Below are 16419 nucleotides of genomic sequence, written 5' to 3' on the forward strand. Positions count from 1 at the left end.
TCGTCACCGTCGGCGCCACCATGTTGGTCAGCGCGCTGCCCCGGACGGTGAAGCGGATGGTCCCGCCGGCGCCGGAGGGGCCCTGCCCGGTCGGCACGGGCGGCTGCTGCATCGGCTGAGGAGGCTGCGTCACGGGCGGACCGTACAGCCCCCGGGGGTCAGCCGGGGCGTCCGGCAGCCCGTCCGGACATGAACCTGCGGCGCGGAACGGATAGGTTCCCTTCCGTGGCAGACACGGTGGCGAACGCAGCGACGACCCCGGAGGTCGAGCAGCCCTGGGCCGAGCTCGGCCTCAAGGCCGGCGAGTACGAGCGCATCCGCGAGATCCTCGACCGGCGGCCCACCTCGTGCGAGCTGGCGATGTACTCGGTGATGTGGTCGGAGCACTGCTCCTACAAGTCCTCCAAGGTGCACCTGCGCAAGTTCGCCGTGCTCGGGGACGAGACCCCCACCGGCCGGCTGCTGGCCGGGATCGGTGAGAACGCGGGCGTGATCGACGTCGGCGACGGCTGGGCGGTCACCTTCAAGATCGAGTCGCACAACCACCCCAGCTACGTCGAGCCCCACCAGGGCGCGGCCACCGGCGTCGGCGGCATCGTCCGCGACATCCTGGCGATGGGCGCGCGTCCGATCGGCGTGATGGACCCGCTGCGCTTCGGGCCGCTGGACGCCCCCGACACCGCCCGCGTGCTGCCCGGCGTGGTCTCCGGCGTCGGCAGCTACGGCAACTGCCTCGGCCTGCCCAACATCGGCGGCGAGACCGTCTTCGACCCCTCCTACCTCGGCAACCCGCTGGTCAACGCGCTCTGCGTGGGGGTGCTGCGCCACGAGGACCTGCACACCGCGCACGCCACCGGCGCCGGCAACGCCGTCATCCTCTACGGGGCGGCCACCGGCGGCGACGGCATCGGCGGAGCCTCCATCCTGGCCTCGGAGACCTTCGACGACGCCAAGCCCAGCAAGCGTCCCAGCGTCCAGGTCGGCGACCCCTTCATGGAGAAGCTGCTGATCGAGTGCACCCTGGAGCTGTTCGCCGCCGGGGTCGTCAACGGCATCCAGGACTTCGGCGCCGCCGGCATCTCCTGCGCCACCTCCGAGCTGGCCGCGGCCGGCGACGGCGGCATGCACGTCGAGCTGGACCGGGTGCCGCTGCGGGACTCCTCGCTCAGCCCCGAGGAGATCCTGATGAGCGAGTCCCAGGAGCGGATGATGGCCGTGGTGGAGCCGCACCACGTCGAGCGGTTCCTGGAGATCTGCCGCAAGTGGGAGGTCCAGGCCACGGTCATCGGCGAGGTGACCGACACCGGCCGGCTGGTCATCGACTGGCACGGCGAGACGGTCGTCGACGTCGACCCGCGCACGGTCGCCCACGAGGGACCGGTCTACGAGCGCCCCTACGCGCGGCCGGAGTGGATGGACGAGCTGCAGGGCCGCGACGTCGCCGCGCTGGCCCGGCCGCAGACCGACCAGGAGCTGGCCGACACGCTGCTGCAGCTGGTCGGCTCGCCCAACCTGTGCGACCGCTCCTGGATCACCGACCAGTACGACCGCTACGTGCGGGGCAACTCGGTGCTGGCCCAGCCGGAGGACGCCGGCATGCTCCGCATCGACGAGAGCACGCAGCTGGGGGTCGCGCTGGCCACCGACTGCAACGCCCGCTTCACGCTGCTCGACCCGCGCGAGGGCGCCAAGCTCTCGCTGGCCGAGGCCTACCGCAACGTCTCGGTGACCGGCGCCCAGCCGGTCGCGGTCAGCGACTGCCTCAACTTCGGCTCGCCGGAGGACCCGGCGGTGATGTGGCAGTTCGTCGAGGCCGTCGAGGGCCTGGTCGAGGGCTGCGCCGAGCTCGGCACCCCGGTCACCGGCGGCAACGTCAGCCTCTACAACCAGACCGGCACCACGCCCATCCTGCCCACCCCGACCGTCGCCGTCCTCGGCGTGATCGACGACGTCACCCGCCGCGTGCCGATGGGCTTCGCCGCCGAGGGGGAGGCGATCTGGCTGCTGGGGACCACCCGTGACGAGCTGGCCGGCTCGGCCTGGGCCCAGGTCGTCCACGACCACCTCGGCGGGCGGCCGCCGCAGCTGGACCTGCAGCACGAGATCCGGCTGTCGCGGATGCTGCAGCGGGCCTCGCGGCAGGGGCTGCTGACCTCGGCCCACGACCTCTCCGAGGGCGGGCTGTCGCAGGCGCTGGTGGAGTCCTGCCTGCGACGCGGCTTCGGTGCCTCCGTGCGGCTGGCGGAGGACCCCTTCGTGCAGCTGTTCTCCGAGAGCACCGGGCGGGTGCTGGTGTCCCTGCCGGCCGACCGCAACGACCAGCTCCGCGAGCTCGCCGCCCAGAACGACGTGCCGCTGACCGAGCTGGGCCGCACCACCGCCGCCGGGCCCGAGGCCGCCCTCGAGGTCGTCGACCGGTTCCGGCTGCCGCTGGCCGAGGTCCGCGCCCGCTGGGCCGCCCCCATCCCCGCCGCCCTGGGGCTCTGACCCCGCGGGCGGACCGCCGCCCAGCGGATCCCGCCCGCCCCGACCCACCCGCCCGCCGCGACCCGCCCGCCCTGCACGCGTGTATGTCGTCGCGGTCACGGTCGGCGTGTCGCGGCGTGTCCCCGTGTCCGGACCCGACGGCGTACACGTCCTCAGGGGCGACCCCTCCGCACCCCGAGCCCGGACGCGCCCTCCCCGCCGTGGGCGGCGCCGGGAGCGTCCCGGAGTGCTCGGACGGCGCCGTCCGCGCGGGCAATCCCTGCAGACGTGTACGCCGTGCCGCCCGAACACCGCGACACACCGCGACACGCCGACCGTGACCGCGACGACATACAGCGGATCGGGGGTGGGGGTGGGGCGGGGGAGCGGTCGGTATGGTCGGGCCGTGAGCCTGACCAGAGAGTTCCTGTCCGCAGCGGTCGAGTCGGCGATGCCCCGGGTGCGGGCCGACCTGGCCGAGCTCGTCGCCATCCCGTCGGTGAGCGCCGACCCGGCCCGGGCCGCGGACGTGCGCCGCAGCGCCGAGAAGGTCGCCGAGCTGGCCCGCGAGCTGGGCGCCGCCGAGGTCTCGGTGGTCACCGAGGAGGGCGGTCAGCCGGCCGTGCTGGCGCACTGGCCCGCCCCCGAGGGGCAGCCCACGGTCTGCCTCTACGCCCACCACGACGTCCAGCCCACCGGTCCGCTGGGGCAGTGGACCAGCGAGCCCTTCGCCGCCACCGAGCGGGGCAGCCGGCTGTTCGGCCGAGGCGCCGCCGACGACAAGGGCGGGCTCTCGGTGCACCTGGCCGCGCTGCGCGCCTTCGACGGGCGTCCTCCGGTGGGCGTGACCCTCTTCGTCGAGGGTGAGGAGGAGATCGGTTCGCCGACGCTGGCCGCCACCCTCGACGCCCACGGCGAGGCCATCGCCTCCGACGTCTTCGTGATCGCCGACTCCGCCAACTGGGACGTCGGCGAGCCCGCCTTCACCACCACGCTGCGGGGCCTGGCCGACTGCGTCGTCGAGGTGTCCACCCTCGACCACGCGCTGCACTCCGGGCAGTACGGCGGCGTGGTGCCCGACGCACTCACCACGCTCTGCCGGCTGCTGGCCACCCTGCACGACGAGAACGGCTCGGTCGCCGTGGCCGGCCTGGTCGGCAGCGACGGCCCCGAGCTGGACTACCCGGAGGAGCGGCTGCGGGCCGAGACCGGGCTGCTGGACGGCGTCGAGTGGATCGGCACCGGGTCGGTGGTCAGCCGGCTCTGGACGCAGCCGGCGATCACCGTGATCGCCCTGGACGCCACCCCGGTCGCCGAGGCCTCCAACACCCTGATCCCGACCGCCCGGGCCAAGATCAGCCTGCGGGTGCCGCCGGCCATGGACGCCGACCAGGCGCTGGACCACCTGGTGGCCCACCTGGTGGAGCGGGCGCCGTGGGGGGCCCAGGTGAGCGTCGAGCGCGGCAGCACCGGTCAGCCGTCCACCATCCCGGTCACCGGCCCGCACGCCGACGTGGCCCGTCGCGCCTTCGCCGAGGCCTGGGGGCGCGAGCCGGTCGAGATCGGCCAGGGCGGCTCGATCCCGATGGTGGCCGAGTTCGTGAACCGGTTCCCCGACGCGACCGTGCTGGTCACCGCCGTGGTCGACCCCGACTCCCGCATGCACGGCATCGACGAGTCGGTGCACCTGCCCGACCTCGAGAAGGCCTGCCTGGCCGAGGTGCTGCTGCTCGCGGGGCTGGCACGCTGATGGCGCGCGGGCGGGTGATCGAGGAGTCGGTGCTGGTCGACGCGCCGCCGTCGGTGGTCTTCGCCATCCTCACCGACCCCCGCCAGCACGCCCGCATCGACGGCTCCGGCACCGTGCGCGGCAACATCCGCGGTCCGGAGCGGCTCACCGCCGGGTCGCAGTTCGGGGTCGACATGCGGATGTTCGGGCTGCCCTACCGCATCCGCAACCGGGTGGTGGAGTTCGAGCCGGACCGGCTGATCGCCTGGCGCCACTTCGGCGGGCACCGCTGGCGCTACCGGCTGGTCCCGCAGGGCCGGGGCACCAGCGTCACCGAGAGCTTCGACATGACGACCTCGCCCTGGCCGGCCCGGGTGGTCATCGCCCTGCTCGGCCAGCGTCGCCGCAACCGCCGCAGCATCCCGGCCACCCTGCAGCGGCTCAAGCACGCCGCCGAGGCCGACGCCGCGGAGCAGCGCTAGCCGTCGCGGGGCGAGGGAGGGCGCCGTCGCCCTGACCTGACCGTCGGGGACGGGTGCCCGTGACCCGCCGGGGCTGAGGACGCGCGGCCGTCCTCCGGTCGCCACGCCCGCGTCCCCTCCGGCTCAGCGGCCCGGACCGCTGCCGTGCAGCAGGTCGTGGACCCGCCGCAGCGCGCCGGCGGTGAGCTCGTCCACGGTGGCCTCGTCGCCGTAGAGGTCGACGCGGGCGACCCGGCGCAGGGCGAGCAGCCCCGGCCTGCGCACCTCCACCAGCAGCGAGGAGCGGGCCAGCCAGCCCAGGGTGGGGTCGCCGGGATCGACCTCCCTCTCGTGCACCGCCGGCGTGGGCAGCTCCTCGACCCACCGGGTGCGGATCCGTCCCCCCGTGGTGTTGGCCTGCTCGCCCACCCGGCGCGACGTCGTCAGCTCCGGCAGCCGGCGGTTCGCGGGGTTCACCACCTGCAGGTAGGCGGTGGTGGGGGTGTCCCGCCAGCCGTCCAGCTGCACCAGCTCGGGGTGGTCGGGGTCCTCCTCCCGCGTCCCGGGCTCGGCCGTGAGCTCGAGGGCCTCCCGCAGCCGGGACCGTCGCCCGGGCTCGACGTCAGCCACCAGCGCCTCGGCCCAGCGCCCCACCGCCGGCAGGTCGGGCAGCTCCCGGGACGGCGGCACGGCCACCCAGCTGCCCTCCACCGGCCGCAGCGCCGCCAGCACGGCGGCGGGGTCGAGGCGGGCAGCGCGGCGGAGGGTCGGCACGGCGGGATGCTAGCGGGGCAGCAGGCCGCCGCCGGGCCCGCGTGACGCTCAGGACGACTCGCGCACCACCAGCGTGGGGACGAGCACCCGACGTCCGCCACCGGCAGGATCGGCGGGCGACCCGAGCGCCGCGGCCACCAGCTCGACGGCGTGGCGGGCCAGCTCGGTGCGGTCGATGGCCACGGTGGTCAGCTCGGGGGTCACCAGCGTGCCGATGTCCAGGCCGTCGATGCCGACCACCGCCAGCTCCCCGGGCACCGCGACCCCGGCCCGGGTCAGCCCCTTCAGCACCCCCACCGCGATCACGTCGTTGAACACCAGCACGGCGTCGACCTCGGGGCACCGCTCCCGCAGCACCTCCGCCGCCGTCACGCCGCCGGAGTGGGTGTCCTCGCTGACGACCTCCCAGCGCGGGTCCCAGGCCAGCCCGTGCCGGCGCAGGTGGGCGCGGTACAGCAGCCGCCGCCGCGAGGGGGTGCGGTCGGCGTCCACCATGGCGATCCGCCGGCGCCCGCGCGCCACCAGGTGCTCCAGCGCCGCGGCGATGCCAGGGCCGTAGTCGATGGCGATCGCCGGCTCGTCCGGCCCCACCGGCTCGGTGTCGAGCGCCACCACCGGCACCGGCAGCGAGCCGCGACCTGCCAGCCCCGCCGGGACCGAGCCCACCACGGCGTCGACGCGGCGCAGCAGGTCGGTCAGCCGGGCCTCGGCGTCGGCGTCGTCACGGCCCAGGTCGCACAGCACCACGCCCCAGCCGCGCTCGGCCGCGAGCCGGCTCAGCACCGACGCGAGCTGCGGGTAGTAGGGGTTGCGCAGGTCGCGGACCACCAGCCCGATGGTCACGTCCCGGCCGCGGACCAGGTCCTGGGCGGCGCGGTTGGGACGGTAGTTGAGCCGGCGGGCGGCCTGCAGGACCCGGCTGCGGGTGCTCTCGCTGACCTCCGGCAGCCCGTTGAGGGCGCGGCTCACGGTCTGCCGCGACACCTGCGCCTCGCGCGCGACGTCGATGATCGTCACCGCACGTGTTCCCACCGCCGCAGCCTACTGCTAGCGTCGTCCGTGAACGTTCACGGTCGCACGGGAGGAACACCAGTGACGCAGCTGCGGTGGGGCATCATCGGCCCCGGCAGGATCGCCCGACGCTTCGCCGAGCACCTCGGCCACTCGACCTCGGCCCAGCTCGTCGCCGTGGCCAGCCGGGACCCGGAGCGGGCGCGGGCGTTCGCCGCCGACTTCTCCACCGACGCGGCGCCGGTGGCAGCAGCCGGCTCCTACCCGGAGCTGCTCGCCCGCGACGACGTCGACGCGGTCTACATCGCCACCGTCCACACCGAGCACGTGCGGCTGGCCCTGGCCAGCATCGAGGCCGGCAAGCATGTCGTCTGCGAGAAGCCGCTGTCGGTCGACCACGCCGGCACGATGGTCGTGGTCGAGGCGGCCCGTCGCCGGGGGGTCTACCTGGCCGAGGGCTACATGTACCGCTTCCACCCCCAGACCGCCGCCCTGGTGGAGCAGCTGCGCGCCGGCGCGGTCGGGGAGATCCAGCACGTCGAGGCCTCCTTCTCCTTCGCCGCCGACGTGCCGCCCGGGCACCGGCTGGCCGACCCGGCGCTGGCCGGCGGCGGAATCCTGGACGTCGGCGGCTACCCGGTCTCGATGGCCCGGCTGGTGGCCGGCGTCGCGGCCGGCACCACGGTCGCCGAGCCCGTCTCGATGACCGCCTCGGGCACCCTGGGCGAGACCGGGGTCGACCGCTGGGCCACCGCCTCGCTGGTCTTCGCCTCCGGGGTGACGGCCCAGGTCCGCTGCGGCACCGGGCTGGCCGACGAGAACCGGGTGGTCGTGCACGGCTCCCGCGGACGCCTCACCGTGCCCTCCCCGTGGCTGCCCGACAGCACGGAGGGGTCGCAGCTGGAGCTCGCCGTGGTGGACCGGGCCCCGGAGACGATCAGCGTCCCGCCGGCCTTCTCCCACGCCCGTCAGGCCGAGGCCGCCGCCCGCGACGTCGCGCTGGGCCAGAGCCCGGAGATGAGCTGGGCCGACAGCCTCGGCAACGCCGCCGTGCTCGACGCCTGGCGGGCCGCGGTGGGGGTCGTCTACCCCTTCGAGCAGCCGACGGCCGACGTCCCGACCGCCAGCGGACGCCCGCTGGCCGTCCGACCCGACGCCGTCATGCGGCACGGTCGCATCCCCGGGATCGACAAGCCGGTGTCGCGGCTGGTGATGGGCGTGGACAACCAGCGCTCCCTCTCCCACGCCTCGGCGATGTTCGACGACTTCACCGAGCGCGGCGGCAACGCCTACGACACCGCCTGGCTCTACGGCGGCGGGCTGATGGAGCGGCTGCTCGGGCAGTGGGTGCGCAACCGCGGCATCCGCGACGACGTGGTGATCATCGGCAAGGGGGCCCACACCCCGCACTGCGACCCGGCCTCCATCGGCCGCCAGCTGGAGGAGTCGCTGGAGCGGCTGCAGACCGACCACGTCGACCTGTACCTGATGCACCGCGACGACCCCTCGGTGCCGGTGGGGGAGTTCGTCGACGCCATGGACGAGCAGCTCCGGCTGGGCCGGGTGCGCGCCTACGGCGGGTCGAACTGGACCATCGCCCGCACCGAGCAGGCCAACGCCTGGGCGGACGCGCACGGCCGGCAGCGGTTCGCGGTGCTGAGCAACCACTTCGGGCTGGCCCGCGCCCACGACGTCCCCTGGAAGGGCTGCGAGCACGTCACGGACCCCCAGGACCGGGAGTGGCTCGAGCGCACCGGCACGCCGCTGCTGCCCTGGTCGTCCCAGGCCCGGGGGTTCTTCGCCCGCGCCGACCGCGAGGACACCTCCGACGCCGAGCTGGTGCGCTGCTACTACAGCGACGAGAACTTCGAGCGGCTGGCGCGGGCCCGCCAGCTCGCCGGCGAGCTGGGCGTCGCGCCGACGGCGGTCGCGCTGGCCTACGTGCTGGCCCAGGACTTCCCGACCTTCCCGCTGATCGGGCCCCGCACCATCGAGGAGACCCGGACGTCGCTGGCCGGGCTGGAGGTCGAGCTGAGCGAGCAGCAGGTGCGATGGCTGGACCTGCGGGCCTGACCCCCGCGCCCCGGCCCGCGGACGGCCGGATCCCGGACCCCGGAGCCGCTAGCGTGTCGCCCACCTGACCAGCTCCGGGAAGAGACCGCCGATGACCGTCACGCCACGACCGCGTCGAGCCCTGGAGGAGGACGGCCCGGCCGTGGTGGTGCAGGGGCTGCGCAAGACCTACCGCACCCGCCGCGGCATCCAGGTCGCGGTGGCCGGGCTCGACATGAGGGTGCCGCGCGGCGGGGTGCACGGCTTCCTGGGGCCCAACGGGGCCGGCAAGACCACCACCATCCGGATGCTGCTGGGGCTGGTCCGCCCCGACCGGGGCACCGCCACGGTCTTCGGCCACGAGGTCCCGCGCCAGCTGCCGCAGGTGGTGCACCGCATCGGCGCGATCGTCGAGCAGCCGCGGTTCTTCCCCGCCTTCACCGGCCGGCAGAACCTCAGCCTGCTCGCCCAGGGGATCGGGCTCCCGCCGTCCCGGGTGGACGCCGTGCTCGAGGAGGTGGGCCTCGCCGGCCGCTCCCGGGACCGGTTCCGCAGCTACTCCCTCGGCATGAAGCAGCGGCTGGCCGTGGCCGCCACCCTGCTCAAGTCCCCGGACCTGCTGATCTTCGACGAGCCCACCAACGGCCTGGACCCGGCGGGCATCCACGAGGTCCGGGCCACCATGCGCGACCTCGCCGACCGGGGCCGCACGGTGCTGGTCTCCAGCCACCTGCTCGGCGAGGTCCAGCAGGTGGCCGACACCGTCTCCATCGTCGGACGCGGCCGGCTGCTGGCCGAGGGCACCGTCCGCGACCTGCTCCGCGGCGCCGGCCGCGGCGTGCTGCGGGTGGGGGTGGGCGAGCCTGCGCGGGCCGCGGAGCTGCTGCGCTCGCGCGGTCAGCAGGTCGAGACCACCGCCGACGGGGCGCTGCTGGTCCGGGCCGGTGAGCACGGCGCGCTGCCGGCGGCCGAGGTGACCCGGGTGCTCGCGGAAGCCGGGCTGTGGCTGCACGAGCTGACGCCGGTGCAGAGCGACCTGGAGTCCTACTTCCTCGAGGTCACCGCCCAGGACCACCTCGGCAGCGCCCAGCACGAGCCGCCCGGCGCCCGCCGGGCCGACGCCGGGGAGGTGCGGCGATGAGGCTGCTGCGGGCGGAGCTGAACCGCGTCCGGATGCGCCGGATCACCTGGCTCACCGCGCTGGCGCTGCTGCTGGCGCTGGCCGGGCTCTCGCTGATCGGCTGGCAGCTGATGCAGCCGCCCACCAGCGAGCAGGTGGCCGAGGGTGAGCGCTACTACCAGGAGAGCCTGGGCTACTGGGAGGAGTCGCGGGAGCAGATCATCGCCGAGTGCGTCGAGTTCGAGGGCCTCTCGGAGGAGGAGTGCGCCGCCCAGTACGAGCTGGGCCGGCCGACCCCCGACATGTACGTGCCGACCCCGGCCGACTTCAGCCAGGCCGCCGGGATCGCGCTCACCGCCTCCAGCTACCTGCTGGGCTTCGGCGCGCTGCTGGTCGCGGCCAGCTCGATCGGCGCCGAGACCAGCACCGGGGCCCTGGGCAGCTGGCTCACCTTCGTCCCGCGCCGGGTGCCGGTGTACCTGGCCAAGCTGGTGGCCGTCGTGCTGTGGGTGCTGGTCGCGGCCGCCGCGCTGCAGGCGCTGCTGGTGACGGCCCACCTGCTGCTGGCCCGCGCGGTGGGCGCGGCGGTCGTCGGCCCGCAGGACGTCTGGGCCACCGCCGCGCGGAGCCTGCTGGTGGTGCTGGCGCTGACCGTCGTCGGGTTCACGGTGGCGTGCCTGGGACGGCACACCATCGCCGCGCTCGGCGCCGTGCTGGGCTACGGCTTCCTGGCCGTCGTCCGGCTGGCGCTCGGCGGCTACGGGTGGGTGCAGCAGCTGACCCCCTGGCTGCCCGAGGCCAACCTGGAGGCGGTGCTGCGCGACGGCTACGACTACTACGTGACCGAGCAGCGCACCACCGCCGAGGGCATCGAGTACGTGTACCACGAGGCCCACCTGGGCCTGGCCCACGGGCTGGCCTACTGGGCGGTGCTGCTGGCGGTGCTGGTCGGCGTCTCGCTGCTGGTCTTCCGCCGTCGCGACGTCACCTGAGCCTCAGGCCTCGACGGCCCCCGGACGCCCGTCCTCGACCACGTACGAGCCCAGCACCGAGGCGGCCGAGGTGGGCGCGGTGACGGTGTCCACCACCACCAGGTCGGTGCGCCACCCGTCCTCGGTGACGGTGTGGCGCTGGTAGCCGCGACGGTCGCCGTCGAAGAAGCGGATGTGCGGGTTGTGGCGGATCATCGGCCCGTAGTAGGGCCCGTACACCTCGCCGTCGCCGTTGGTGGTGACCGAGGTGCCCACGAACTCCGTCGCCACCAGCTCGCTGCCGGGGGTGTCGGGGTCGCGGTGGATGTCGTTGACGAAGGTGGAGTGCCAGTCGCCGGTGAGGAACACCGTGTTGCGCAGGTCGTTGCCGACGACCTGCTCGAGCAGCCGGCTGCGGGCGGCGGGGAAGCCGTCCCAGGCGTCGTGCCACAGCAGGTCGCCCAGGTCGCCGTCGTGGTCGAGCCGGGACACCATCACGTTGTTGCCCAGGACGTTCCACCTCGCCGTGCTGGCGGCCAGGCCGGCGGCGAGCCAGGACTCCTGCTCGCGGCCCAGCATGGTGATCGACGGGTCGTAGGCGGCCTCGCAGGCCTGAGCCTCGCCCCAGCCGCAGGGCGGGGCGTCGCGGTACTGGCGCCCGTCGAGGACGTCGAGCTGGGCCAGGTCGCCCCAGTGCAGCCGCCGGTAGATGCGCACCCGGTCCCGGGCCAGCAGCGCCGAGGAGCGCAGCGGCTGGTGCTCCCAGTAGGCCTGGTAGGCGGCTGCCCGGGCCGCCGGCACGCCGCCGTGCTGCTCGTCCTCCCAGCCGCCGGCGTAGTCGTTGGCGTACTCGTGGTCGTCCCAGGTCAGCACGAACGGCAGCCGGGCGTGGGCGGCCTGCAGGTCCGGGTCGGACTTGTACAGCGCGTGCCGGGCCCGCCACTGCTGCAGCGTCCGCGGGGCCGGCCGGGCGACCTCCGGGACGGGGGTGCCGCGCCCGGCGGCCACCGCGCCGATGGCGTACTCGTAGACGTAGTCGCCCAGGTGGAGCACCAGGTCGGGGTCGTCCTGCACCAGGTGCGGCAAGGAGGTGAAGAAGCCGTCCTCGTACTTCTGGCACGAGATCGAGGCGATCCTCAGCTGCCGGGGCGAGGAGCGCGGGTCGGGGGCGGTGCGGGTCCGGCCCACCGGCGAGAGCTCCCGGTCGGCGCTGAACTGGTACCAGTACTCGCGGCCCGGCTGCAGCCCGCAGACGTCCACGTGGACGCTGTGGGCGTGCTCGATGCGGGCGGTGGCGGTGCCCTGGCGCACCACCCGGCGCATCCCCTCGTCGGTGGCCACCCGCCAGCGCACGGGCACGCGGCGGGCGCCGCCCATGCCGCCGTCCTCGGCGAAGGGCTCCGGCGCCAGCCGGGTCCACAGCACCACCGCGGTGGGCTCCGGGTCACCGGAGGCGATGCCCAGCGTGAAGGGGTAGCCCCGGCCGCGCCGGGCGCTGGCCGGCGGAGCGGCGCTCAGACCGAGGCCGGCCGCGGCGGCGGCGCCGGCGCCGACCACGAAGCTGCGACGGGGGAGCGGGGTGGAGGTCATGGTCGAGGGATATCCCGCGGAGGCGAGCGGCTGAGGACCAGCCGGTGAACGCCGGGCGAACGGGCCCGCGCGGGGGAGTGCCTAGGGTGGGGCTGCGGCACGACACGAGGAGGCGTCATGACCTTCGAGAACTGGATCGACCGGCAGATCCGCGAGGCGACCGAGCGCGGCGAGTTCGACGGCCTGCCCGGCGCCGGCAAGCCGATCGAGGGGCTGGACCGGGGCGGTGACGACTGGTGGATCCGCCGCAAGCTCGAGAAGGAAGACCTGAGCGGCGCCCTGCCCACCACGCTGAGCCTGCGCCGTGAGAAGGAGCGGATCCAGGAGCTGCTGGCCGACGCCCGCACCGAGGCCGAGGCCCGGGAGCAGGTGGAGGACCTCAACGCCCGGATCCGGCACTCCCACCGCCGGGCCGTGCAGGGCCCGCCGGTCTACATCCGTCCGCTCGACGTCGAGCAGACGCTCGCCGAGTGGCGCTCCCGGCGCCGTTGACCGGCGCGGGTCCGCCGCCGGCCGCGGTGGTGCTGATGTGCCACGGGGGGTGGCCGCGGGGACGGATGCAGGTCCGCTGGTGGTACCCGCCGGTGCAGCAGAACCGGCTGCTGGCCCGCGCCCTGGAGCGCCGGCTCGCCGGCGTCGGGGTGGTGACGGTGCAGGTGCGCAACCGCGTCCGGGGCTGGAACGAGCCCGAGCTGCCGGCGGTGGAGGACGCCCGCCGTGCGGCGGCCGAGGTGCGGCGGCGCTGGCCGGACGTCCGGCTGGTGCTGCTGGGCTACTCGATGGGCGCGCGGACGGCGGCCCGGCTGGCCGCGGAGGTGCCGGCGGTGGGGCTGGTGGCGCTGGCCCCCTGGTGGCCCGAGGACGAGCCCGGGCTGGTGGGCACGCCCACCGTGGTGGTGCACGGCGCCCGCGACCTGGTGACCCCGCCCCGGCTCAGCCACCGGATGGCGCTCTACCTGGCCGCCCACGGCACCCCCGTGCGACGCCAGGTGCTCGCCGGCTGCGGCCACCTCATGCTGCGCCGGCGCCGGACCTGGCAGCGGCTGGCGACCGAGGCCGTCCTGCACCTGCTGCCGGGTCCGGGGAAAGTGGTCGGGGACGACGGGTGAGGAGGTCTGGGACCGGTCCCCGGACGGCGTTCGCAACCAGTTTCCGCACGGGCGGGCGGACCTCCTAGGCTGACGCACCGGCCACGACCCGGAGGACGACATGACCAGCTACAGCAACCCCCTGGACGGACCCGAGGCGCTGCGCGGGTTCCGGATGGAAGGCGACGGCCGGATGACGTTCCCGCGCGGGCGGCTGCGGCTGGAGAGCGGCCGGTCGGCGGAGGAGGGGCAGAACGCCAACATCGTGCTCTGGTGCCCCGAGGAGCTGGGCCCGGACGTGGAGATCAGCTGGAGCTTCTGGCCGCTGGTCGAGCCGGGGCTGGCGATCCTGTTCTTCGCCGCCCGCGGCCACGGCGACCGCGACGTCCTCGACCCCTCGCTGGCGCCGCGCACGGGACCGTACGAGCAGTACCACTCCAGCGACCTCGACACCTACCACCTGTCCTACTTCCGCCGCCGGTGGCCGGACGAGCGACGCTTCCACACCTGCAACCTGCGCCGCAGCTCCGGCTTCCACCTGGTGGCCCAGGGAGCCGACCCGATCCCCGGCGTGGCCGACGCGGACGGGCCCTACCGGCTCCGGCTGCGGCTGGAGGGAGCCCGGACCCGCTTCGACGTCGACGGCCTGACGGTGCTGGACTGGACCGACGACGGCACCTACGGCCCGCCGCTGCGGGGCGGCAAGATCGGGTTCCGGCAGATGGCGCCGCTGGTGGCCGAGTACGCCGACCTGGTGGTCCGCCCGCTCTGAGGCCGCCCCCCGGCCGGCCGTGCGCCGGTCGGCAGGTCGGCCCGCCGGCGGGGGCGGAGCTGGGCGCCCGGCAGCCCTCCGGGTGCGGACCCCGACCTTCCAACGTTGACATTGAGTCGTTTCAAACCTACGGTGTCCGAGTTCCCACCTCGACGAGGAGGCAGACGCCGGATGTCTGAGAAAGCGCTTGCATCGCCGAGCCGCGACGACGTCGCGCCCTCGGCGGAGCACTGGACCCTCCGTCTGCACGCGGTCTGCTCCACCGTCGCCGTGATGGCCCTGCTGAACGTGCTGTGGCTGGCCTTCACCCTGCTGGGGGCGGTCGTGCTGGGGATCGCGCCGGCCACCGTGGCCGCCGCCCACTGCGTCCGCGAGCGGACCGCCGGACGGCTGCACCGCCCGGTGTCGACCTTCGCCCGCACCTGGCGCGCCGAGCTGGTCGGGGCCAACCTGGCGCTGCTGCCGCAGCTGCTGCTGCTGGTGGTGCTGGGGTGGAACTACGTCGCCTACTCCGCCGCCGGACCCGCGGCCAGCGCGCCGCGGCTGGCCACCCTGGCGGCGCTGCTGCTGGTGGTGACGGTCGGCTGCTGGCTGCCCGGCATGTACGTCCACTACGACATGCCCCGCCGCCGCTTCCTGCTGACCGCCCTGCGGTTCACCCTGGCCAAGCCGATCCCGAGCGTCCTGCAGCTGTTCGTGCTGGCGGTGCTCGGCTACCTGTCCTACCGCCTGCCGCCGCTGCTGCCGGCGGTGTCGGTGGGCGCCTGGCTCTACCTGAGCACGTGGCTGGCGCTGCGCTTCTTCGCCGAGAACGAGGCGCGCCTGGCCGACCCCGACGACCCCACCCCCACCCCTGACGAGCGGGCCCTCGGCCTTCCCTCGGACCCCCTGCGGATGCGCTGAAGCATCCTCGACAGAGATGGAGAAATGATGACCACAGCCCGTTCGAGCTTCGGTCCCGTGCTGGGCCGACGGACGTTCCTCGCCGGGTCGCTGGCCGCGGTCGGGGTGGCAGCCACCGGGTGCGGCGGCGGTGCCGCCGGCGGTGACGCCGAGGACCTCGGCACGCTCAAGATCATGGCCCCGGTGCTGGAGAGCCAGACCCCCGACCCCGAGGGCAAGCTGCAGAAGGCCATCGAGGCGCTGGTCGGCAAGAAGCTCGACATCACCTGGGTGCCCAACTCCAACTACGGCGACCGCACCAACGTCACCCTCGCCTCCGACGACCTGCCCGAGGTCATGGTCGTGCAGGGCAAGGTGCCCTCGTTCGTGCAGTCGGCGCAGGCCGGCGCCTTCTGGGACCTGACCGACAAGCTCGGCAGCTACCCCAACCTGGTGGCCGAGAACCCCGAGATCGCCAAGGCCGCCACCGTCAACGGCACCAGCTACGGCATCTTCCGCTCGCGGGACCAGATGCGCGCCACCACGATCGTGCGGGCGGACTGGCTCGAGAAGCTCGGGCTGCAGGCCCCGGAGACCGTCGACGACCTGTACGAGGTCGCCAAGGCCTTCAAGGAGGAGCGTCCGGGCGGCAAGGAGAGCACCGGCCTCATCATCCCGAAGTGGCCCGGCGGCTACGCCACCTCCAGCCCCTACGACCTGCTGGAGACCTGGTTCGGCGCCCCCAACGCCTGGGGCGAGCGGGACGGCCGGCTGGTGCCCGGCTTCGACACCGAGGAGCACCTCGAGGCCGACCGCTTCATCCGCAAGATGCGCGAGGAGGGCCTGATCAACGCCGACTTCGCCACGCTGGACAGCGCGAAGTGGAACGAGCCCTTCTTCAACGGCCAGGGCGGCATCATCATCGACGTCGACTCCCGCGTCTTCGTGCTCACCAAGCTGTTCGAGCAGGAGGACCCGGGCAACGGCTACTCCTACGTCGCCCAGACCGGGAACCTGATCGGCCCCGACGGCCAGCGCCACTCCTACCCGTCGGCCGGCTACAGCGGCTTCCTGGCCATCTCCAAGCAGAGCGTGCCCACCGAGGAGGAGCTGGCCGACGTCCTCGCGGTGCTGGACAAGATGGCCACCAAGGAAGGCCAGGTGCTGATGAACAACGGCATCGAGGGCGAGAACTTCACCGTGGTGGACGGCACCTACAGCCGCCCGCTGGACGGGCCCGACTCCGAGGTGCTCACCAACGACGCGACGGCCTTCGCCCAGCTCGGCACCAACAACGCCGGCTACCTGGCCTACCAGGCCGAGCCGGAGAGCGCCGCGGCCAAGGAGGCCTACGACCGCCGCGACATGCTGCGGGCCCGCGACATGGAGACGGCCGTCTACAACCCGGCCGCCGCGCTGGTGTCCCCGACCGCCAGCACCCAGGGTGCGGTGCTGGACGTCATCATCGCCGACGCCCGGATCAAGTTCATCGCCGGCCAGATC

The 16419-nt window shown here is 74.3% G+C and carries 14 protein-coding genes; 11 read left to right on the forward strand and 3 right to left on the reverse strand.

All coding sequences use genetic code 11. The annotated features are described in order from the left end of the window. Nucleotides 1-225 precede the first annotated feature (225 nt). The 3 genes from purL (at nt 226) to GC722_RS05000 (ending at nt 4677) form a co-directional block, all read left to right on the forward strand. Nucleotides 226-2487: a phosphoribosylformylglycinamidine synthase subunit PurL gene (gene purL, locus GC722_RS04990; protein ID WP_331714392.1), complete on the forward strand. Its 2262-nt coding sequence runs from the start codon at nt 226-228 to the stop codon at nt 2485-2487. A 385-nt stretch (nt 2488-2872) separates the two neighbouring features. Further along, nucleotides 2873-4216 carry a dipeptidase gene (locus GC722_RS04995; RefSeq protein WP_408609290.1) on the forward strand — a complete coding sequence of 448 codons (1344 nt, stop codon included), beginning with the start codon at nt 2873-2875 and terminating at the stop codon, nt 4214-4216. Then, a complete protein-coding gene (locus tag GC722_RS05000) occupies nt 4216-4677 on the forward strand; it encodes an SRPBCC family protein (RefSeq protein ID WP_156608453.1) in 462 nt (153 codons plus the stop codon). The genes GC722_RS04995 and GC722_RS05000 overlap by 1 nt, the downstream gene beginning before the upstream one ends. Before the next feature lie 123 nt (nt 4678-4800). Here GC722_RS05000 and GC722_RS05005 read toward each other — a convergent pair whose 3' ends face one another. Both GC722_RS05005 and GC722_RS18135 read right to left on the reverse strand, forming a co-directional pair. Further along, nucleotides 4801-5430 (reverse strand): hypothetical protein, encoded by a 630-nt coding sequence (locus GC722_RS05005; protein WP_156608455.1) that lies wholly within the window; start codon nt 5428-5430, stop codon nt 4801-4803. A 48-nt stretch (nt 5431-5478) separates the two neighbouring features. Further along, the gene (locus tag GC722_RS18135) at nt 5479-6462 is read right to left on the reverse strand and encodes a LacI family DNA-binding transcriptional regulator (RefSeq protein ID WP_331714393.1); all 984 of its coding nucleotides are present in this window, start codon (nt 6460-6462) and stop codon (nt 5479-5481) included. Between the two features lie 60 nt (nt 6463-6522). On the opposite strand from GC722_RS18135, the gene GC722_RS05015 reads away from it, so the two are divergent. The 3 genes from GC722_RS05015 (at nt 6523) to GC722_RS05025 (ending at nt 10605) form a co-directional block, all read left to right on the forward strand. Then, nucleotides 6523-8514 (forward strand): aldo/keto reductase, encoded by a 1992-nt coding sequence (locus GC722_RS05015; RefSeq protein WP_331714394.1) that lies wholly within the window; start codon nt 6523-6525, stop codon nt 8512-8514. A 91-nt stretch (nt 8515-8605) separates the two neighbouring features. Continuing rightward, nucleotides 8606-9634 (forward strand): ABC transporter ATP-binding protein, encoded by a 1029-nt coding sequence (locus GC722_RS05020; RefSeq protein ID WP_156608459.1) that lies wholly within the window; start codon nt 8606-8608, stop codon nt 9632-9634. Beyond that, nucleotides 9631-10605: an ABC transporter permease subunit gene (locus tag GC722_RS05025; RefSeq protein ID WP_156608461.1), complete on the forward strand. Its 975-nt coding sequence runs from the start codon at nt 9631-9633 to the stop codon at nt 10603-10605. The genes GC722_RS05020 and GC722_RS05025 overlap by 4 nt, the downstream gene beginning before the upstream one ends. Before the next feature lie 3 nt (nt 10606-10608). On the opposite strand, the gene GC722_RS05030 is transcribed toward GC722_RS05025, so the two are convergent. After that, nucleotides 10609-12174, reverse strand: a complete 1566-nt coding sequence (locus GC722_RS05030; RefSeq protein ID WP_156608463.1) for an alkaline phosphatase D family protein — start codon at nt 12172-12174, stop codon at nt 10609-10611. Between the two features lie 117 nt (nt 12175-12291). Between GC722_RS05030 and GC722_RS05035 the strand changes: the two genes are divergently transcribed. The 5 genes from GC722_RS05035 to GC722_RS17630 form a co-directional block, all read left to right on the forward strand. Further along, nucleotides 12292-12666, forward strand: coding sequence for a DnaJ family domain-containing protein (locus GC722_RS05035; RefSeq protein ID WP_156608464.1), 375 nt, complete (start codon nt 12292-12294; stop codon nt 12664-12666). Next, nucleotides 12645-13283 carry an alpha/beta hydrolase gene (locus tag GC722_RS05040; RefSeq protein WP_156608466.1) on the forward strand — a complete coding sequence of 213 codons (639 nt, stop codon included), beginning with the start codon at nt 12645-12647 and terminating at the stop codon, nt 13281-13283. Before GC722_RS05035 ends, GC722_RS05040 begins: the two co-directional genes overlap by 22 nt. Before the next feature lie 100 nt (nt 13284-13383). After that, nucleotides 13384-14034, forward strand: coding sequence for a DUF1961 family protein (locus GC722_RS05045; protein WP_156608468.1), 651 nt, complete (start codon nt 13384-13386; stop codon nt 14032-14034). 171 nt (nt 14035-14205) lie between these two features. After that, entirely contained in the window at nt 14206-14937 is a 732-nt protein-coding gene (locus tag GC722_RS05050) for a YesL family protein (protein WP_156608469.1), read from the forward strand. A 27-nt stretch (nt 14938-14964) separates the two neighbouring features. Further along, on the forward strand, nt 14965-16419 hold a 1455-nt coding region (locus GC722_RS17630), incomplete at its 3' end, for an extracellular solute-binding protein (protein ID WP_197429806.1).

Source organism: Auraticoccus cholistanensis (assembly GCF_009742705.1).
In the GTDB taxonomy this organism is placed as follows: Bacteria; Actinomycetota; Actinomycetes; order Propionibacteriales; family Propionibacteriaceae; genus Auraticoccus; species Auraticoccus cholistanensis.

What these genes read in the sequence shown, in the direction of transcription:
- GC722_RS05000 (WP_156608453.1), top strand. Translation starts at nt 4,216, where the DNA reads ATGGCGCGCGGGCGGGTGATCGAGGAGTCGGTGCTGGTCGACGCGCCG.
- GC722_RS05020 (WP_156608459.1), top strand. Translation starts at nt 8,606, where the DNA reads ATGACCGTCACGCCACGACCGCGTCGAGCCCTGGAGGAGGACGGCCCG.
- GC722_RS05025 (WP_156608461.1), top strand. Translation starts at nt 9,631, where the DNA reads ATGAGGCTGCTGCGGGCGGAGCTGAACCGCGTCCGGATGCGCCGGATC.
- GC722_RS05030 (WP_156608463.1), bottom strand. Translation starts at nt 12,174, where the DNA reads ATGACCTCCACCCCGCTCCCCCGTCGCAGCTTCGTGGTCGGCGCCGGC.
- GC722_RS05035 (WP_156608464.1), top strand. Translation starts at nt 12,292, where the DNA reads ATGACCTTCGAGAACTGGATCGACCGGCAGATCCGCGAGGCGACCGAG.
- GC722_RS05045 (WP_156608468.1), top strand. Translation starts at nt 13,384, where the DNA reads ATGACCAGCTACAGCAACCCCCTGGACGGACCCGAGGCGCTGCGCGGG.
- GC722_RS05050 (WP_156608469.1), top strand. Translation starts at nt 14,206, where the DNA reads ATGTCTGAGAAAGCGCTTGCATCGCCGAGCCGCGACGACGTCGCGCCC.